Source organism: Neobacillus sp. B4I6, assembly GCF_050434045.1.
In the GTDB taxonomy this organism is placed as follows: Bacteria; Bacillota; Bacilli; order Bacillales; family Cytobacillaceae; genus Neobacillus.
The window spans coordinates 214,162-234,346 of sequence record NZ_JBNPWB010000001.1 but is presented as its reverse complement, the minus strand read 5'-3'; the positions used below and the strand labels follow the sequence as shown (position 1 = coordinate 234,346).

Sequence of the window (20,185 nt, the reverse complement as noted above, 5' to 3'; positions counted from 1 at the left end):
AACGTCAAAGTAAAAAAAAGTGCACAACTAGTTTAGGATGGGTATATCTCTTTTTATTCAGAATGAAGGATCTTTAAGATGATGGATGTGCACATTGTGAGAGGAAATGTCAAAGTAGACAAAATAAGTGCACAACTAGTAGAAGGTGAGCAGATAGCTCCTTTATTCTAAAATGAAAATTCTATAAAAGAATGTGCACATTGTGAGAGGAACCGTCAAAGTAGAAAATAAGTGACCTACTAGTAAAGGATAAGTATATCTCTTTTATGTTGAATGAAAGATCTTTAAAAGAATGTGCACATTGTGAGAGGAACCGTCAAAGTAGACAAAATAAGTGCATTACCAGTAAAAGGTGTGCATATCTCTTCTATGCTGAAAGAATGATCTTTAAAAGGCTGTGCACATTGTGAGAGGAAACGTCAAAGTAGACAAAATAAGTGCACTACCAGTAAAAGGTGTGCATATCTCTTATTCAGAAAGAATGATCTTTAAAAGGCTGTGCACATGTGAGAGGAAACGTCAAAGTAGACAAAATAAGTGCACTACCAATAAAAGGTGAGTAGATATCTCCTTTATTCTAAAATGAACGTTCTTTAAAAGGCTGTGCACATTGTGAAAGGAAACGTCAAAGTAGACAAAATAAGTGCACTACCAATAAAAGGTGAGTAGATATCTCCTTTATTCTAAAATAAAAGTTCTTTAAAAGGCTGTGCACATTGTGAGAGGAAAGGTCAAAGCAAGAAAGAGTTGCACATTCCAATGGGTATACATGATGAAGAAAAGTTTTTTTGAATGGAGAGATAGGGAAAAAGAATGTTGACAAATGCAACACTCCTCAATCATAATAACTTTAGACTAGTAAATAAGGGGAATAAGAGATGGGTTTTTTAGTAGGTGTTAAAGAGGCGGGGGAAATCCTTGGTTGGGATCGGAGAAAGGTCTCTACCTATCATCTGCGTGGTGTGCTGCCTAAGCCAGTAATCAACTTATCAAGTGGTCCCATTTGGCTTCGGAAACAGATTGAATATTATAAGACTAGTAAAGAGTTGGGTGTAACTACGTATTATATTGATGAAGAAAAAGTATATGAATGCAAACATAATTATCCTATGAAAGAAACAAACTATTCACCTGAAGAAATTAAAGAATGTATGGGTAATTATATTGTTTATCAGGAAAAGGACATCCAACAACTGATAAGTGCCATTCTGGAAAAAAAACCGATTGCTCAGTTCCTTTCTTTTGAATCCATCAGCTATCTACATGATTTGGGTATTTTGGATTCGGATGTTTTCCATGATTACATCCACAAGTACTCATATGAATACATAGGGCCGACTAGGGAAGGACGGGATTAAGAATCATGTTAAATACCTTGCAAAATAATTTTTTAAAAATTACGAAAACGATTTTTCCAGATCATCCTCAACTCTTTGACGAGTGGACCGATGATATCGGTCATCTTATGGCAAGTCAAGTGGATTATCAACCTTGCCAATCCTTAAAGGCGTTTTTCGTGATCATAGATCGTTTAGCAAAAGATCATGAATTGAAATTTGAGAGTATGGAAAATTGGGTCCAAGATTATAAAGACGAGATAAGAAATTTTGTCCTTCCATACATTCGGATCGTTGGGGAAGATAGTGTCCCCTATTCCTTAAAGTCTAGCAATAGGCAAGTAATAAATTCTTTGTTAAATCAGAATTTTGCAGAGTCCGGTTCAGCTTTATTATTTCATAAATTAAGGGAGACCATCAGTAAAAATGAATTTGACATTGCAACAGAAATACCCACTGCAAAGATTGCGGAGAAGGCATTAGAAGCCACTGCCCAAGTAAGATCCGAAAATGCTTATCTAAAAATGAAATCCAATGCAGCGATTGAACAATGGAAAAATCTCACCTCTCAAGCCATAACCTCGATGGATGACTTAACGGCAGACATTTTCGATATCGTTTCGATTCTGTGGATGCAGCAGGCCACTCATAAAGATCAAATGATTCATTTCCACACGGATGACGCCTTGAATCTAAGGAGATTGCAAGGGCGGAGCGAAGAGTCTGACGGCTATCAAACCTCGTATCGGAAAAAAGAACGGGATGATATTATGAAAAGGTTGGCAGCACTGACGACCATATGGATCAGGATTGAACGAGAAAATTTGAGGTTCATCAATGAGGATCAGGGTAACTTTGATGAAATAGGGCAAGTTCAATTCAATCCCCTGTTTTTGATTGATAGCGTAACCGTTGCCTATCGGGGAGAAAATCCGATTGGTATTTATGAATGCAGTATTCGTCCAGGGGAAATACTTGCTAACTTCTTGTACGGATCCCAAAAAAGCAGTGGTTTTTTAGCATTAAAGACGCTCGAATACCATCCAACAAAGCAAAAGTACCATAAACGGTTATCACGGTATCTATCCTGGCAGTGGAGGATTCGCCAAAAGAGTGCAGACTATCTAAGAGCCTATCATATTGGTGGAGATAAAGGGCTGTTAAAAGTCATGGATTTGGATGTAAACCCTCGATATGGTTCAAGAATTAAGGAGCAATTTGAAGAAATATTAGATACTCTGCAGCAGGACGGAATCATTAAAGAGTGGAGCTATAAAGAAAAAGACTTAGAACAACAAATTGAGCAGGAGCGAAACTGGTTTGCAAACACCTGGTTGAAGGCCCGTGTTCAAATTATTCCACCTACTGAAATCACTGGAATTGGTGATGACAGGGATTTATTGATGATTGAAGACTATGATTATGAAACGGTGAATTTTTCGACCATGTTAAAGGGTTTGACGAAATTAGAGGTTGCAGCTTCCATTGAAACAGCCGAAGAAAAGTTGGTAACTCCTGAAAACATCAGTAGGGAAAGAAATGACCGAGGATTAAGCATATTAATGGCAGCAAATCAAATAGGTATTTCCCACAGTACCTTATCCCGGTATGAAAGGAACTTAATTAAACGCCCGTATACCGAGAATTTAGAAAAAATGAAGGAATGGCTAAATTCAAAATAAGCATCGAAATTCGGTGCTTATTTTTTTATTTAAAATTGTTCCAAGTATTTATCATTAAGGTGATTTATTCGAATTTTTCCATTCGCTTTAACAATTACAACAATCCCCTCCTCCTTGAATTAAGAATAATGAAATTTATGGGATGAAACAATATGGGTTTAGTTAAATACTTTGTTGGTAGAAGGTTTAAAGCCCCATCAACGCCATCTATAAGGTAGCAATTGGTAGGATAAATATAAGACGGAGTTTTTGACCCAACTTAAGTTATAAGAACCGCCTTAAGGCGGAAAAAATAGCGTTAAAATAGTACTGTCATGACAACCTTTTTTTCGGGGTCTGTAAGACTTTTTTGCGTCCTACTAGGAGTAATGTATGCTTAATGAATTATTATCTATAATGTTAATTTACACTGTTGTATTCCTTTTATTCCTAGGGATACCATTTCTTTGGGGAGCTACGGATTAAGAGGTAATTTCCATTACACCTCTTTCTTGTTTTTCTTCTTTGTTTTTAATTGCCTAAATTAATAATTATATTGTTATTAATATTATTGATTTTATATTTAATAATATTGTTATGGATGACATATATTTCGTTATCAACATTGATAATATTTTTTTATTGTTTTTCAAAATATCGTTAATTATAGTTTTCTGTTGATCTACATTATTTTTATTTTTAACTGTTATTCTTTGAAAATACTAAAATCAGGAAGAATCTTTAATATTTATCAAAACCAAATGGATGATAAATAAATGTTAAACAACATGTGGATAAGGAAGTATTTGATTGACCTATTTTTCATATTCCTGAAATGGTAAATGGGAAAAAATATTTCATTATTATCATTAACATATATGATGTTGTTATTATTTATAATATTGTATACCTTATTTATGTTTTGTATAACATCATTAATTGATTAGTTGTTTTATAAAAGAATCTATTTTGTTGCAATTATTAATTAACATTTTGAAAATACAGAAAACGGGTATAAGGACGATGGTTAAATATTATTTTGTAACCAATGATGATAAATAAATGCTAACAAATATGTGGATAAGGAAGGAAACTGATTGACCTAATTTCTTTATCCCTTGTAATGTTAGATGTGTTAAAACATATATCATTATTAGTGTTAAGATTAACATATATATTGTTGCTATTTTCGTTATCATTGTGTAATTTAATAATGTTTTGTACAACATCATTATTGGACTTGTTGTTATCTTTTATTGTCATTAGAATATAAGGAAAACGGTAGAATGACTTTAATCTTTATGTTTATTCTAAAATCGTAGCATTTTTCTATTCCTCTATATAATTCAAAAAACGAAAAACCCTAGTGAATCACTGGGGTTAAAGGGAGGCTTTTACATTCACATATCCCAAAAGTCGCTCATTTTCGCTTGTGGATCCACTTTACGTATCGCTTTTAATAGTTTTTTCATGACGTCCTGGCGTGGAATGTAGTCTTTATCGCTACATGCTTTAGTAACTGTATTTTTACTAACGTTAGCGATCTTGGCGAGATCTTGTTGTTCTAATCCTTTTTGATCTAACCACTTCCCCAGATTACTCCGTGATTTTCCTATACCCCACATTCTTTATTTCTCCCTTCTAATTCATCCTATTCCCCAGTCTTGACCCCTAATCCCAAAAATATTCGATTGATTCCAAAAAAGTTGGGAATAATGGACAAGCTATTGCTCATACCTTGTACTAATGACGTCAAGAGACGTCATTAAAGGGGGGATTTATATGGTCACTACTGAACGGAAAAGATTTATGGATATGGAAATCGAATGGATTATTAATAGGAATGAATGTTATGGATGTTCAATTAATTACAAGTATCCTTACCCTAAAAATGAAAAGGTGGCGTTTTCTTATGGTATATAGACCTACCATTCGTTATGATGAAGTATTCAGAACCCATGTGGATGCCCTCTTTCATGCTACTCATTTAGATCGGAATCAGATTATAAGGGCAGCTCTATTTACGGCTGTCCATTCAAAAGAGTTTCATGATTTAATAAAGCCGTATCAAAGGGGTGACGTCCCTCTACCTTCTCCTTTATGGTCGCTAGAACAGAACAGTTTATGGCTACAGCAGTCCCCTAAAGTAAACACTGGAGGGAAGGACGTCTATGGTGAGCAGACAAAAGCAGAAGAAATAATCAAGGATAATGAAAACACTATGAGACTAGTTCCCGAAAGTGAAAAAAAACGGTATATCCGATTTGAACAGGCTAAAATTCCTTCCGAACCAATTAAGATTACAGGAGGCTTGGTTTTTACACTGGATTAGAATTAAAAGGATAGGATAAGCTGCTTATTTCAAAGAGAAACGGTGGATTAATGGAAGGATATTAAAGGGGATCTTACATATAACGACGGGTACTTGCAAACTTAGAACTCGCTTTTAAAAGGAAGACACTGATTATTGTTTGATGACGTTCAATTTTTTATATTGTAAGCACTCTAGCTGTATTCAAAGAATATGTATTGAAAAAAAGTTTTGAGTTATTCTACAATTAAGGTTCTCGTTTGAGGGTTTCCCACCTGATATCGTTCTAAAGGGCCGATTTCAGGTGAGAAAGAATATTTTTCTGTATTTTATCTGAATTCCCCTGTTCTTTGATCTGGTTAATGAATTCCAAATAAAGGATTGTCAACAAATCCTCAATTGTTACATGCTGGTTGTTAAGATATGGGGTGAGGTCGTGTAAAAAGATCTCTCCCCTTAGTATTTCAGATTCCTTCATTTGAATCGTAATATATGCTTTCTTCTCTTTATCTGATTCCTCGATGATCTCTTCTTCAATGGACTCGAACGTAAAAACATGTTCTGTCAATGCCTTCATCACTCGTCTTTCTGCTTTCTTTTCTCCTAAATATCGTGCTTTTCCAGACAGCAGGAACCCTGCCACCTGCTTGTTTACATTACCTTTTTTGATCTGGGTAAGGAAATCCTTATAAAGCAGATGAATCAGGACGGCTAAATCAAATCCTCGAGGCACATCATCAAATATATCGAACATGTCATCGATAAACACCTCACCTCTTATATAATCGTAGTAACCGGTGACAATGGTTAGGTACTTTCGGTTTCCTAATATATAGTCAAAAAAGCCTTTTGGAGAAGAGAGGCCTTGTAATTTTTTTTGAAGGAGATTCAACTTACTATAGGATTTCTTCAAGAGAACCACCCTTTTCAATCCAAAGCAAGACGCTTGCCATTATAAGGAAAACGACCTTCCGTTCTGATGATTGTTTTTGAATGGCCAGTCCATACGGACCTCCAATCACTTTGTAACTATTTTCTTTCAGCATGGTATGCATATAGGTTTTGGTATCTTTATAATCCTGAACCCAATCCACTATATCGATATGACTTAACCCGAACTTTAAGAGGGTAGTATTAAATGCGGTCTGGCTTAAAGGTTGTCCCTCTTTAGTTTGAATAAATCTCTCCATTTGCTTACAGAGGGTGCGCAATTTCATCTGCATGATAGGTGTTACAGGGAATTTAATATTGTGGCATTTATCCGAACGAGGTTGTCGTCTTTTCTTAGGGAAACTTTCTAGTTCATCTTTTTTTGAAATAATTTTTTTTGAATGATTGTTTTGAAACATTGGGTTTAAGCTCTCCACTTTCCTTCTCCCCCTCTTACTTTTTCAATCTAGCTCATGGTCACTTTTCCACTTTTCCATGTTTTATTAGATATATAGTGAGGGAAGGGGGAATTTAGAACTCTTTTGTATATTTTTTTAGAATAAGGGAATACTGGCTACTACGAATTTCTAGAAAGGAAAGATGAACATGTCAAATAAAAAGAAGGATAAAAGTGTATCAAAGCAGTTAAAAAAAGCAGTCAAAGATGCAAAAAAGGCGGGCGTGAAACTGGTTAAAGTGGAAGTGCGATAAGGAATTCAAAGATTTGAGATAAACACAGGGAAAACATCTGCTAAAAGGAGGATTATTGCCCTATTCTTGATTGATTATAGAGTTGAATAAAAGATTAGATTTGAAGAGGTTGTTTAATAATTAAATAGATTAGTTTAGAAACATCAATTTTATGTCTCTTTTTCCACATTTCCGGTTTTATAAATATATTAGAAGGAGTTAAACCTTTGGTTCAAGTTACAAGTGGATGTTTCAAACGTCTATTATATCGGTGTTTGGTTAAAATGACGTCATAGAATTTTCCTTCCATTCTTAACAATTTAAAGAGCAGAGGTTTACAAAATAAAGAGCGAATAGGCCTTTATTGAAAAATATAAACTCTTTATATCAGGGTTAATATTAAGACCTAAAAAGACTTTTTTCTGGTTATTGTTATCCCCTGACTTTTGAGTTTATCTTTGAGGTATCCGATTTTTCAAAAGCTTTTAGTGCTAGTAAATCCATCATGTTTAGAAAATTTTTATAGCTTTTCATGCAAAGACGTCAGTTTGTCGGATTAGGACATCCCATACATCTCCAATTCAAGGTAATCGGATCTTTTAATTTTAAAAAACAACAGAATTATTCACATGGAATAAATAAGCTGCTTACATTTTTCCGGATTCCTTCAATTAATTGTTTTTATCACAATGATTTTTATCGTTTGCCCATGATACTAAGGTTTTTTAGGAAATCCGTTATTCGTAATACATTACTGTAATTTTTTATATAAAAATTTTATATTTGGACTTTTAAGATCAATATTGTTCGAAGTATACAATTTGTAAACATTAAAAATAAACCTGTTGATAGAAATTGATAGTGTCATTAACATATATTTTATTGTTGTTATCAACATGGTTTTTTATATTGTTCTTATTTATAAAATTTCCCTTTAGATTAGTTGAAATCCCAACCTCTAAATAATTTAATTTAACGCGGTTAATTATGTTCCTTTATAGTTCTTTTACAGGAAATCTTAATCCACTAACTTCCTTTGTTTGTGAAACAGAAAAAGGCTGCGCACCACTATTTAATTTATTGTGTCTTCAAAATCTTTAAGTTATGAAAAAACTTATTTAAGGTTTTGCCTGCAGCATAGGGTTTATACCTATCTAATTCTCTCTAAACGGTAATTTATTGATATGAAATTAAAAACTCCCCAGCAATGCTGGAGAGTTAACAAACTTACTCTTCTTTTTTGGATAAACAGTGATCACATTCAATCAAATAACTTTCTGCTTGCTCTTGCATATGCTGCCTGCATTCAGGACATTCCTTTTTTTGCAAATTGCGGAAAAATTCAACCGGACTAACTAACATTTAAATCTCCTCCTTTATTAATACAGTTAGTTTTTATTTCTCTTGTTATAATACAGTATAAACGAAAAATGGAAAAATGAGTAGACCTTTTTTAAAAATAAGATTTTTTAATTCTTAATTTTACAATTTTCTTTTTCAGATGTTAATTGTTTTAGGTTTATCCCCTTATTCTCCCCGGTATCAATTTGCTCCATTTCCACATATAAATCTGGATCCATAGAAAATGAGGACAAAATCTTCTTTCTTTTACTTCCAATGTTTCTTTCCAGAAGCTATATCTCAGAAATAATGATTATCTTAACCATTAACAACACCAACATTATTATTTTTATTGTCATTAATAACATATGTTTTGATATTGGTTTTAATATGAATGTAAATGTGTTTTTTATCAGTCGTGACATCTTTATTTTTACTTGACTGTTTTGGTTATACTTAATAATTGAGTAATTTGTTACCAAACTTTTTCTAGAGGGACTTATTAAATAAATTCAATTTAATTATTAAGGATGGGCAACAGAAAAAAGTAGCTTTGATCGGAACTTTGAAAAATGAATGTGTAAATCAATTTTCATCTAATTGGCTAATTTAATATATTGATAATTTCTATGTTATCTGAAACGATCTTTTAACATAATGATCCTAGGTTAAAATTTCAATACATCGGGTGAATGAAGATTTTGAAGAAAAATATAAAACAATATTAACATATAAAAATACTTATAAATTAACATATATATTAATGTTAATTTCAAGGACCGTTGTGTTATATGTTTAGAACTGACTAACCATAGTAATCGATTAGTTGCTGCGATTTGTAACGATCCATGAATATTAGTTTCATCTGTTCACTATGAATGGTTGTTTGATGCGCCGAATTTGATTCATGTTAATATCGAGGAGGTTGATGACCCACTAGTTTTCGCAAGGAAATTTAGAACAGAATATGCACTAATAGAGTTCTTCAGTTGGAAAACAGGTGGTGTGCAAGCTGGTTAATACGGAGTTCGTAATGAAGCTAACCGTTCAATAAGTATATAAATATGATAAATTATATGTTAATACATGTTTTAACATATAATACAATTTTAACACTATTGTTCATTTGACCTTTTTCTTAAAACTAAGAGATAATCTAAGTTAATAACTCATACCTTATTGAAACTGTATGAAGTTATTTTTCCTCAATAAGTCCTTACTCAATTTTCTTATTTCTTTGATAATCAGTTTAAATTCTCCCCTTTTTCTCTCTTTGCAGCTATTTTATCAACTTCCGATGATAAGTCTGAATTCATTTAAAATGAGGCAAACGAAATAAAATGGGGTGTATATGATAGAACTAACTAAGCCCAGTAAATTTAACGAATTATTTACGATAAAACTTAAAATATAATTCAATATATATCTTAAAATACATATATATATATTTCCTTCAGTAGGTAATAACGCTAAGGGTGTTCTTTAATAGAGAAAAGAAAAAGCAACTGATTTATTCACATGAAATAAATTAGCTGCTTACATTTTCCTTATTTACTTTTATAGGTTTCTTTCTTTTAGTTGTTTTTTATCCGAATAATTTTCAACTTTTCACTTGAGAATTGTTACATTGGTAAAAAATAAGTAAGATATCGGTTTAGCTTAAATCGATCTTCATGAATAAATTTAGATAGTAGAGGTTTATGTTCTAAAAACGATATTTTTACCCCCTTTTTATATCTTCCTTATCTATATGTTTCCCAATCTATTTAACTTTTATACATACAAATTAATAAAATATTTTATTGAAAAGTACGTATTTAAAATTTTTATAGCATCCGAAGATTCCTTAGTTATAATGCTTCGAAGTATGTTACTTTATGTATTATATCGACACGACACTTTTAGGACACAGTTGTTTAAAGGGTATACATTAAAATAAACTACCCCTATAGAAAGAAACGCAAAAGATAAAGACAATCCTTTTGAGATATTTTTTATTCTTATTCTCGAACTTTTTTACTTTTTATTGTAAATTATTTACCGGAAACTAATACTAAGGCAATCACTGTCTTATTGATAATAATAAAGAAAATTTATAATTTATAATTAATGTTATAATAAACATATATATTATTGTCAACGACGAGATATATTTTATTGTTAATGTCAAAATATATATTTTGTTATTATAAATGTTGTTTTATTTTATATTGTTAATGTATATGATGTATAATTTTGGTGCTTTTGAAATCTTTTGGGATTTTCAATCTTTTCTTCATTTAAACCTTATATATTGACTCATTAGGTTACCCAGAACAAATAATTTTTAGTGGTTTGTCAAAAAATCAGCCTATTTTTTTTAAGCAGGGTAAACATTAGAAAATGAACTAGGAGTGTTAGGATGGAAAATAAAGAGAGTAGCAAAACACTTAAAACAAATTAAATGGATCAACCTGAAAAATATGAAACATCCAATCAAAGTTTGTTTGATAAATTTGAAAGTGGGAGAAATGTGGATCCTATCCCTATGGAAGACCTAAACGAAGAACAACAAGAAGAAAAGATTCCTTATGAAACAAAGGATACTGTCTCCAGTGATAAAAAATAATTTTCGTCTATTATAGGCATCTGGAAATCCCTCTATGTAAACCGTCCATAATTTGACGATTTTCTTTTTTTTCAAAAATCCTATTCCTTCATTTCCGTCTAATTCCATATGGTGAAACCCAGGCTTTTCATTTCTTAATCAATGTGCTGCTCTGTTACAGATTGATCATTCACAGCTATTAGGTCAAATATATTGTGAGTTTTTTCCCGCCGTTACTGGAATAATCTATAATACATAGTGTGTCGTCCAACAATTCAAATGGAATATTAGCATTCTTGGAGTTAAAGCGAGTTAAAAATTAGAAATTATAGCAGAGAAAAAAGAACTAAGAAATGTACTTTTAGCGGTTCTAACAATTTTGTTGTTTTATTATCAATAAATAAAAGTGAATAATAAAAGTACCATAGTTATTTTTAATTTATAGGAGGAATAAAGGAGTGATTATAAATGCGAGTCATGGATTTTTAGAGTAAAAAAAGCTAGACCTATTTATTTTTGTGAATAGGTCTAGCCTTTTATTGCTATCAATGTGAAAGTTTCGCTTAAGAGAAATAGTTTCCGGGAAACGGCTCACTTTTTTAAACCTGAGTTAGGTTAAATGCAATATAAAGGTGATTCGAAAGTTATTTTTTTTCAATAACACCGTACTCTTCTAACAATTTTCTTATTCCCATGTTAATTAGTTTGGATTTATCCCCTTTTTCTCCCCTGGAAGCGATTTTGTCCACTTCCACAGCTAAGTCTGGATCCATATAAAAGGAGGTAAAAACCTTCTTGTTTTTTCTCTTCGTAAGTTTCTTTCCGGAAGCTAAATCTCGGAGATAATCATCGTCTTCATAATTATCAACAACAATGTTATTGTTTTTATTGTCATTAATAACATATGTTTTATCTATATTATTTTTATTATTGTTGTTTTTATTGAAGTTCTTGTTTTCATCAACATTAATAACCTTGTTTTCGTCTTCATAATTATCAACAACAATGTTATTGTTTTTATTGTCATCAATAACATATGTTTTATCATTATCCTTAAAATCAACATCTTTATTAATGTTATTTTTATTAACGTTTTTGTTTTCATCAACATTAAAAACTTTGTATTCGTTTTCATTGGTATCTACCTGCTAGTGCCATCTTCATTTTTATCATATGAATTAAAGAACGCTTGGGTAGGATTAGGCTTTTTAATTCGATCTTTGAGGCTGTTTTTGGCTGACACGTTCTTTCAACTCCTCTACAAAGGGAAAGTAATATTCTAGGGCGTTTCTTAATTCTGCATTTCCTTCAAAACCTTTGATTGCTAAACGTCTAGTAGAAGCTTTTCTTTTTATGATCGTATTGAATTTAAAATTAGGGTAATCCTCCTCAAGCATTTTCTTTGGCTCTTGAATCAATTAAAGAGAATAGGATACCTGCTGTTTTTAATGAAGGGTTATAGCGCTCTTTGGCTCCTTCGATAATTTCCAAAAATTTTGGAATGGCATAATAAGCAAACATAGAACCATCAAACATGACTATAGCGAAACTTCCAGCTTCTGAATATGTACTAAGAGGCTTGGAAAACAGACCATCGCTCAAATGACTTATCATAATGTTATGAATAACATATGTTATCGTTATTATTAGCGTTTTGTTGTTTTTATGATTACACAATGCTTTTAAATCTAAGGTAGTACTTTCGTTGTTATTGATATGGTATATGGTACCAGTTATTTTTAATTTATAGGAGGAATAAAGGAGTGTTTACAAATGCGAGTCATGGATTTTTAGAGTAAAAAAAGCTAGACCTATTTATTTTTGTGAATAGGTCTAGCTTTTTATTGCTATCAATATGAAAGTTTAGCTTAAGAGAAATAGTTTCCGGGAAACGGCTCACTTTTTTAAACCTGAGTTAGGTTAAATGCAATATAAAGGTGATTCGAAAGTTATTTTTTTTCAATAACACCGTACTCTTCTAACAATTTTCTTATTCCCATGTTAATTAGTTTGGATTTATCCCCTTTTTCTCCCCTGGAAGCGATTTTGTCCACTTCCATAGCTAAGTCTGGATCCATATAAAAGGAGGTAAAAACCTTCTTGTTTTTTCTCTTCGTAGGTTTCTTTCCGGAAGCTAAATCTCGGAGATAATCATCGTCTTCATCATTATCAACAACAATGTTTTTGTTTTTATTGTCATTTATAACATATGTTTTATTTATATCATTAATATCATCATTTTTATTATTGTTGTTTTTATTGAAGTTCTTGTTTTCATCAACATTAATGACTTTGTTTTCGTCTTCATCATTATCAATAACAATATTTTTGTTTTTATTGTCATAGTTCTTGTTTTCATCAACATTAATGACTTTGTTTTCGTCTTCATCATTATCAACAACAATATTGTTGTTTTTATTGTCATCAATAACATATGTTTTATCATTATCCTTAATATTAACATCTTTATTAATGTTATTTTTATTAACGTTTTTGTTTTCATCAACATTAATAACTTTGTTTTCGTTTTCATTGGTATCTACCTTGCTAGTGCCATCTTCATTTTTATCATATGAATTAAAGAACGCTTGGGTAGGATTAGGCTTTTTAATTCGATCCTTGAGGCTGTTTTTGGCTGACACGTTCTTTCAACTCCTCTACAAAGGGAAAGTAATATTCTAGGGCGTTTCTTAATTCTGCATTTCCTTCAAAACCTTCGATTGCTAAACGTCTAGTAGAAGCTTTTCTTTTTATGATCGTATTGAATTTCACATTAGGGTAATCCTCCTCAATTGCTTCTAACATAACTTCATTTTCTTTGGCTCTTGAATCAATTAAAGAGAATAGGATACCTGCTGTTTTTAATGAAGGGTTATAGCGCTCTTTGGCTCCTTCGATAATTTCCAAAAATTTTGGAATGGCATAATAAGCAAACATAGAACCATCAAACATGACTACAGCGAAACTTCCAGCTTCTGAATATGTACTAAGAGGCATTACAGTTTGCTCTGAGAGTGCCGGAGGCGTATCAATAATGATCCAATCATAATCTTCCATTACCGGCTCTAATGCTTTCTGCAAAGCATCCAATCTGAGATGTTTTTCAAACATTTTTCTAGGCAGAGTAGCAAGGAAATCGTTTGAGGGAATCAGATCGAGATTTTCTTTGATTTTGATAATATAAGACCTAGCATCTTCTTCCAATATGGCCTCAAGAACGGTCTTTTCCTCAAACGCATTGCATATGTCATATTCGCCTGTTAGGAAACTAGTTAAATTTCCTTGACCGTCCATGTCAATGGCCAAAACCTTTTCATCTTTACTTAAGAGAAAAGAAGTGATGCCGCTGCTAGTCGACTTGGAGCAGCCGCCTTTACTGATTCCAAACGTTATTATTTTTGCTGTCAACACTTTCACCTCTATCAATGTATATTTTGTTATATATTAAATCTTTAACTATTTTAGCATGATTGTACTAATATAAAAAGATGCTATTAACAACATTATATTTTATGTTATTACATAATTTGATAGAGTTTGCAAAACATATGTCAATATATATATTAAAATATGTATTATTAATGAGCCATAATTTTTATCGTCGATAATATTTAAATAAATATATTCTCTTGCTAACAAGAAATAATTCTACTTTTAAGGAACTTCCCCTAGTAAATTGGATGTCAGAAATGATTTTTTTAATTAAGTTCATTAATAAGAGATAATTATATATGTTAACTTATATTATGTTGTATAAATTGTTTTTATCTTTATTGGTGAATACAAAAGATATTAACTAAAAAAATTTGAGATAGCGAGTATAAATATTTAATTTGAGGTACATAATAATAAAACACCTTGTTGGAGAATAATATATTCTATTAATATATTTAAAACATATGTCATTATATATATTAATGCATATTGTATCAATGGTAATTTTTTTGATTTTATTCATTAAAGATTAATATAGAACACTATTTTAGTCTTTAGAAAGGATTATTTTAATAGTTTCCAATGTATCCATTAATGATTAGAATGGTAATCATTATCACATTTAGGGAGAAACACTTATATTCTGAAAATGAATTTAAAGTATATGTTAATTTATATGATGTAAAGTGTTTTAAATATAAATTAAATTTAATTTCGTTGAGGATATGGTCATTTCTATATCTAATTATTTTGAGAGATAAATCTAATAAATAAAATACCTATAAATCGTTTTTAAATGAAAAGATCGTGAAGAACACCTTCTGTATTCGGGATAAAATAAATATTTTAATAATAACTTTAAAGTATATGTTAATACATATGTTATTAAATATTTCATGATATGATTTATCTTTATTTTCATTGAAAATAACATTATATCTGTTAAAGTTTACATCAATATATGCAAGGATTTAAAGTTGGATCTCCTATATTTGAGATAAAATAAATATTGGATAATATTTTTTAAAACATATGTTGATATATATATTATAATATAAGATAGTAATATTTTTAATAATTAATTTATCATATATATTAATATATATGTATAAATGGATTTCCAATTCTATAATTTAGAAATGATTCGAGTAAACAAAATATAAATTAGCAAATACGATTAATATATATGTCATTATATATGTTGAATAATAGTTTAGCGTTGTTTCTATCAATGAATTCAATTCATAATTCAACAATATATCTATAGATACAATTGTTGTTAGTTGCGCTCTTCAAAGTGAACACGCTCCTGTTATTCAAGCACTTCAAACATTAAGAGGAGTTGCAGAAGTAACTGCCGTTACCTTAGTAGCTGAAATTGGACAATTCTCTCGCTTTTCAAATCCTAGACAACGAATGTCATATGCTGGTCTCGTCCCGAAAGAATATTCCAGTGGGTCAAGTCGTTGGCAAGGTTCGATTACCAAAACCGGAAACTCTCAAATTCGTCGTTCCATAGTAGAAGTTTGTTGGTCTTATCGTCACCGACCATCTCATTAAAGGTGAATTGCTTAAACGTCAAGAAAATCAAGATCCAGAGGCAAAACGTATTGCTTGGAAGGCTCAACACCGTCTTCATATGAAATATCATCGCATCTCTTCTAAAGGAAAAGGTGGAAAAGTAGCTGTTGTTGCTGTTGCTAGAGAATTACTAGGCTTTATTTGGGCTATTGCTTGTTCTATTGAGGAGAAACAAATAAGTGAATTTAATGTTGCTTAAGTAGATTGAAAGTAAGTCATAGATGAAATTTATTGAGTAGTAACTTTTTGATTGAAAATTGAAGATTTGGCTCGAAGGCAAACTTCCGGGAAGGAGAACCCTCATGTTCAACTATGCACTAGGTTTAAAGACTGAATGTGCGCCGTTAGTCCGAGGCAGCTCGGTGGCGAGCATTTAGTATGCAAAATGATTTACCAGCAAAAATGTCTATTTTTATGAAAGACATTTTTGAATATTCCCATAAAGGTGCAAAAATAATGATTAAAAATGGTTGGATGGAAGAACCGCCTCAAATGGAAGAACGAAAGCAAATAATTAAAAAGTAAAAGCCCTAAAACACTTGAGATATAAATTTTCCACTAGTGTTTTTTAATCAAATTCTTCTTATTTTATTATGTAACGAATGCGATTCTTCAAGATGAAGGTTGCCTTTTTCTTATTTCACAAGAAAGATTGTGAAATATTACACTTAAACTATCGGGGGCGTTAGCTCAAGAACGGTTTTGTTGCTTCGGCAGCCTTTTTTCGTTGTTCCACTAACGGGGCAGTTTAGTAGAAGAAGAAAGATGAAAATCTATCTCTCTTTTATGTCACATAGGACCCATATTGCGTACTACACTCCATTCTAAAAATCATAGTCATTTGAAAGCATTATAGCGTCATTTAATTGAAGAATTTCCTTTAAAATTTTTTCCTTTAAGGTTTCATTTTTACATTTGTATAATTCATCAATTAGTCGACCTATTTCTTCCGATAAAATCAGTTTTATATCATTCATGAATATATCCTTTCTAATAGGACAGATATTTATTTATTAAAATTATAAGTTTAAGGGTCTCGATAGTAAAATAATAATGGGAACAAAGTTCAAAAAAATTCTAATATCAGTAAATATTATCTATAATACTAGTATAATCCATAAATTGTACGATAAAGGCAAAATCATTGAAAAATGATGACGCAAAACTATAGGGGCTAAAATCATGTTGGATGATTATGCCCGCCAGTTACCGAATACAGGTCTCTTACGATTTATGAATAAAATTTGAAGGGGACATATATAATGGACACGCAAATAGTAACAATTAGTTGGAAGGATGACAGTAGGGGGTAGGGTTATGGAAACAGCAAAAAGAATTGGTATAGAAAATGAACAAGTACGTACCTCGCGTCAGAAGAAATGGATTTTACTTGGGATCCTTGTTCTTTTATTCATTTCTGTGATGTTAAGCATAGCTGTAATAGAAGTTAAAAAAAGTAAATCTAAGCCGTTAGTGTTAATAAATCCAACAGAAAAAAATTTTACTAAAACAAAAACAGTGTCAGGTCGTGTTGTACAAAGTCATGCTGAAACGATTTATTTAAATGCAGCAAAAGGATCTATACAAGAGATTTTTGTAAAAGAAGGGGAAACAGTTACAAAAGGACAAAAGCTCTTTTCTTATGAAGGCTCAACAGTCGCGGCTGAGCTTGGACAAGTAGAAGTAAATAAAAAGCTAGCAGAAACAAGTGTTACTCAGATGAAAGAGCAAATCACTTCATTAGAGCAGGATATACGAGAAGCTGTGTCAACCACTACACCTGATACAACCACTACAACTGATACAACTGATACAACTGATACAACTGATACAACTGATGCAGTTGATTCAGCTAACATAGCTACTAAAGCTATCACGATCCAGTCACTTCAAGCTGAACTAAATAAAGCAAAAGCTGAGCTCCGTACAGCAGAACTAAAAGTAGAAAAAAATACGTTGCAGGCTGAAAAGCTAAAAGCTGAGCTCGAAACATTAACTGTCATCAGCAACACTGCAGGTGTAATATCAAACCTGAACCAAAATGTAGGTCAAGGTTTTCGAGCAAAAGAAAATCAGCAACTAGCAATCATGCAAATCGCTTCTAATGATCCGTTTCAAATTGAAGGAAAGCTCACAGAAGTAGAAAAAGCAAAAATTACATCAGGCCAATCTATTACAGTAACTTCTAAAGTAGTAGCAAATAAGAAATGGAAAGGGAAAATTGCGGAGGTTAGTGATTATCCTACATATAAAACAACTGCAAATAAGGATAAAGATACACAACAAGAAACTATTCCATACTATTCCTTTAAAGCAAGTCTAGATTCACAAAAGGGCCTATATCCTGGCTACTATACCACGCTTGATGTAGTAGTACAGTCAAAGCAGTTGTTAGCAGTTCCTGAAACGAGCATCATGGGCTTTGGAAAATCGACCTATGTATATGTACAAAAGAAAGGAAAGATTCAGAAACAAAAGGTAGAAACTGGTCAAAATGAAGGCAAATGGGTTGCCATACTTACGGGGTTAAAGGAAGAAGACAAATTAGAAGAAAATCCATCCTGGATTGTTCGCTTTGGTACTTCTCTTTTTGATTAGTATTTCACAGGTAAATTATGGTAGTGATTGGATTAAAAAGAACAAAATATTGCTGTAGACACAAATGTTATTTTTCAAATTAGACATTAAGAAAAGCAAGTATAATGGACATGCCAGTGTAATATTAGCTGGCTTGTTTTTTTATATAGTATTATTTATCAAAGTAACTCACCAATACCCATGTGTTGGCACATACACTCTGGACATGTGGAGTGCTGTTCACTACTGGTATTAAAAGACAAATAAATGATCTGGCCGTGTGTGTAAAAAAGTCTCTCTGATTTTCAGGGAGGCTTATATTTTTTCTTTAACGGTTATTTGTCTTTATTCAGTCAGAAATATTTTTATGTGCTCTTGTGATAAATAAACATAGGAACGCGTGTTCTTTTAATAGAAATATGACAGTGGGGATGGTGTTACTAATGGGTGAGTTAAATATAAAGCAAAAGAAATTCGCGGACTATTACATTGAAACAGGCAATGCTACAGCCAGTTATTTGAGAGCGGGTTATGAATCCGAAGGAAATGCTGCCGAAGTAAACGCCAGCCGCCTGCTAGGAAATGCTAAGGTTTTGGAGTATATTATTGAGCGGAATGAATAGTTGGATGTGGAATTTATTGCGGATATTACGGAAACAAAGCGGTATTGGACGGAAATTATGAGGGATGGAAATGCGGATATGAAGGACCGGTTAAAAGCATCGGAATTCATTGCCAAAACGAATGGGGCATTTGTAGAGAAAAAGGAATTGCAAGGTGGATTCAACAGTAAAATTGAGTTCTCATTTTTAGATCCATCCGTAGAAGATAATTAAGGGGAGATATCGAGCTTGTTGTTATTTAATTCAGCCTAGCAATAATTGCTGAGCTTTTTGTTGAAATAAGTACAATTGGCGCAACAGTAATTGGAATGGTTGTTGCCTCACGTGTACGACTTTTCAAACATGAGGATGAGACTTTAAGGTATAAAGAAAAAATATTGTGAAGAAATGTACTTAAACTAATGTGGCAGTTTAGCACAAGAAGGTAAATGATAAAATTGTGGTGAATTTAATTAGTATCATATTAAAAAGGAATGAGCTTTGTTGAACAATATATTTGAAAATTACAGGAATTATCAGATAAAAGAAATTTATGGGGAACAATACAAAAAATTTATTCATTTTGCTATAGAGAAGAGTGATTATTTCATCCTTGTACAAAGAAATGATATGCCTTGTGGTGATACAATCGATGAGTTATTAGAGAAATTAGAACCCTATCTGATAAATGTTCGAAAGCAAAAAAGTTGGGCGAATACACAACTTAGAGGTAGTAGTGCCTATGTGTTTTACTATCACTCTCATAAGGAGTGTGAGTCCATTTTAGTGGAGTATGCTAATAATATGTTTGATTGGCAGCAGCCAAGATTGTTGGAGGATTTATCTTTTTATAAAGAAGAAAATATATTATGGGTATCTAATACTGCACACGAAGAAGAACTTTATATGGAAAAGGTTAGTAATGAAGAAAAAAGTGAATTAAGAATGATGGGTATTAGATTGAAACATATATGAGGGTGACATTCGTGTAGGACAGATTGTGAAGAAATGTTCTTAAACTAACGGGGTGCTTTACTTGAATAAGAACAACATAAGAATCGAAAACCAGATATGAAAATTCAGGAGTGGCAAAAATGGTTGTGTTTATTCTTCTTGCAAATACTTTTGAAAAA

The 20,185-nt window shown here is 31.8% G+C and carries 19 protein-coding genes, 1 pseudogene and 1 riboswitch; of the genes and pseudogenes, 11 read left to right on the top strand and 9 right to left on the bottom strand.

The features are described from left to right. Positions 1 to 878 precede the first annotated feature (878 nt). Both QF028_RS01220 and QF028_RS01215 read left to right on the top strand, forming a co-directional pair. Entirely contained in the window at positions 879 to 1,358 is a 480-nt protein-coding gene (locus tag QF028_RS01220) for a hypothetical protein (RefSeq protein ID WP_429463510.1), read from the top strand. 5 nt (positions 1,359 to 1,363) lie between these two features. Next, entirely contained in the window at positions 1,364 to 3,019 is a 1,656-nt protein-coding gene (locus QF028_RS01215) for a helix-turn-helix domain-containing protein (protein WP_429463508.1), read from the top strand. 1,379 nt (positions 3,020 to 4,398) lie between these two features. Here the strand turns inward: QF028_RS01215 and QF028_RS01210 are convergent. Next, the gene (locus QF028_RS01210; protein ID WP_429463507.1) at positions 4,399 to 4,623 is read right to left on the bottom strand and encodes a helix-turn-helix domain-containing protein; all 225 of its coding nucleotides are present in this window, start codon (positions 4,621 to 4,623) and stop codon (positions 4,399 to 4,401) included. Positions 4,624 to 4,910: 287 nt separating this feature from the next. Here QF028_RS01210 and QF028_RS01205 point away from each other — a divergent pair, with 287 nt between their 5' ends. Beyond that, positions 4,911 to 5,330: a hypothetical protein gene (locus tag QF028_RS01205; RefSeq protein ID WP_429463505.1), complete on the top strand. Its 420-nt coding sequence runs from the start codon at positions 4,911 to 4,913 to the stop codon at positions 5,328 to 5,330. Positions 5,331 to 5,595: 265 nt separating this feature from the next. On the opposite strand, the gene QF028_RS01200 is transcribed toward QF028_RS01205, so the two are convergent. From QF028_RS01200 to yhfH, 3 genes are all read right to left on the bottom strand, one after another. After that, the gene (locus QF028_RS01200) at positions 5,596 to 6,222 is read right to left on the bottom strand and encodes a hypothetical protein (RefSeq protein WP_429463503.1); all 627 of its coding nucleotides are present in this window, start codon (positions 6,220 to 6,222) and stop codon (positions 5,596 to 5,598) included. After that, the gene (locus QF028_RS01195; protein WP_429463500.1) at positions 6,206 to 6,658 is read right to left on the bottom strand and encodes a hypothetical protein; all 453 of its coding nucleotides are present in this window, start codon (positions 6,656 to 6,658) and stop codon (positions 6,206 to 6,208) included. Before QF028_RS01195 ends, QF028_RS01200 begins: the two co-directional genes overlap by 17 nt. Positions 6,659 to 8,156: 1,498 nt before the next feature. Continuing rightward, positions 8,157 to 8,291 (bottom strand): protein YhfH, encoded by a 135-nt coding sequence (yhfH, locus tag QF028_RS01190; RefSeq protein ID WP_429463498.1) that lies wholly within the window; start codon positions 8,289 to 8,291, stop codon positions 8,157 to 8,159. An 831-nt stretch (positions 8,292 to 9,122) separates the two neighbouring features. Here yhfH and QF028_RS01185 point away from each other — a divergent pair. Further along, positions 9,123 to 9,290: pseudogene (locus tag QF028_RS01185) on the top strand (DUF1259 domain-containing protein); the annotation flags it as partial. Between the two features lie 2,775 nt (positions 9,291 to 12,065). Here the strand turns inward: QF028_RS01185 and QF028_RS01180 are convergent. The 4 genes from QF028_RS01180 to QF028_RS01165 all read right to left on the bottom strand — a co-directional run bounded on the left by QF028_RS01180 (position 12,066) and on the right by QF028_RS01165 (position 14,265). Next, entirely contained in the window at positions 12,066 to 12,254 is a 189-nt protein-coding gene (locus QF028_RS01180) for a hypothetical protein (RefSeq protein WP_429463497.1), read from the bottom strand. Further along, entirely contained in the window at positions 12,247 to 12,393 is a 147-nt protein-coding gene (locus QF028_RS01175) for a ParA family protein (RefSeq protein WP_429463495.1), read from the bottom strand. Before QF028_RS01175 ends, QF028_RS01180 begins: the two co-directional genes overlap by 8 nt. Before the next feature lie 413 nt (positions 12,394 to 12,806). Beyond that, positions 12,807 to 13,499, bottom strand: coding sequence for a hypothetical protein (locus QF028_RS01170; protein ID WP_429463493.1), 693 nt, complete (start codon positions 13,497 to 13,499; stop codon positions 12,807 to 12,809). Continuing rightward, positions 13,465 to 14,265, bottom strand: coding sequence for a ParA family protein (locus QF028_RS01165; RefSeq protein WP_429463491.1), 801 nt, complete (start codon positions 14,263 to 14,265; stop codon positions 13,465 to 13,467). Before QF028_RS01165 ends, QF028_RS01170 begins: the two co-directional genes overlap by 35 nt. A 1,284-nt stretch (positions 14,266 to 15,549) precedes the next feature. On the opposite strand from QF028_RS01165, the gene QF028_RS01160 reads away from it, so the two are divergent. The 3 genes from QF028_RS01160 (at position 15,550) to QF028_RS01150 (ending at position 16,398) form a co-directional block, all read left to right on the top strand. After that, entirely contained in the window at positions 15,550 to 15,852 is a 303-nt protein-coding gene (locus QF028_RS01160) for a transposase (protein WP_429463737.1), read from the top strand. A gap of 7 nt (positions 15,853 to 15,859) precedes the next feature. Then, positions 15,860 to 16,072: a hypothetical protein gene (locus tag QF028_RS01155; RefSeq protein WP_429463490.1), complete on the top strand. Its 213-nt coding sequence runs from the start codon at positions 15,860 to 15,862 to the stop codon at positions 16,070 to 16,072. Positions 16,073 to 16,251: 179 nt separating this feature from the next. Further along, positions 16,252 to 16,398 carry a DUF3231 family protein gene (locus tag QF028_RS01150; protein WP_429463488.1) on the top strand — a complete coding sequence of 49 codons (147 nt, stop codon included), beginning with the start codon at positions 16,252 to 16,254 and terminating at the stop codon, positions 16,396 to 16,398. A gap of 299 nt (positions 16,399 to 16,697) precedes the next feature. Here the strand turns inward: QF028_RS01150 and QF028_RS01145 are convergent, their stop codons facing one another. Continuing rightward, entirely contained in the window at positions 16,698 to 16,850 is a 153-nt protein-coding gene (locus QF028_RS01145) for a hypothetical protein (RefSeq protein WP_429463486.1), read from the bottom strand. Positions 16,851 to 16,997: 147 nt separating this feature from the next. Further along, positions 16,998 to 17,087: riboswitch (cyclic di-GMP riboswitch) on the top strand. A gap of 103 nt (positions 17,088 to 17,190) precedes the next feature. Here QF028_RS01145 and QF028_RS01140 point away from each other — a divergent pair. The 4 genes from QF028_RS01140 (at position 17,191) to QF028_RS01125 (ending at position 20,027) form a co-directional block, all read left to right on the top strand. After that, positions 17,191 to 18,471, top strand: coding sequence for an efflux RND transporter periplasmic adaptor subunit (locus tag QF028_RS01140; RefSeq protein WP_429463484.1), 1,281 nt, complete (start codon positions 17,191 to 17,193; stop codon positions 18,469 to 18,471). A gap of 422 nt (positions 18,472 to 18,893) precedes the next feature. Next, positions 18,894 to 19,073: a terminase small subunit gene (locus QF028_RS01135; RefSeq protein ID WP_429463482.1), complete on the top strand. Its 180-nt coding sequence runs from the start codon at positions 18,894 to 18,896 to the stop codon at positions 19,071 to 19,073. Continuing rightward, complete coding sequence (locus QF028_RS01130; RefSeq protein ID WP_429463480.1) at positions 19,074 to 19,286, top strand: hypothetical protein; 213 nt, start codon at positions 19,074 to 19,076, stop codon at positions 19,284 to 19,286. It begins immediately after the preceding gene. A gap of 270 nt (positions 19,287 to 19,556) precedes the next feature. Next, on the top strand, positions 19,557 to 20,027 hold the full coding sequence (locus QF028_RS01125) for a stage III sporulation protein AH (protein ID WP_429463478.1): 471 nt from the start codon (positions 19,557 to 19,559) through the stop codon (positions 20,025 to 20,027). Positions 20,028 to 20,185 lie beyond the last annotated feature (158 nt).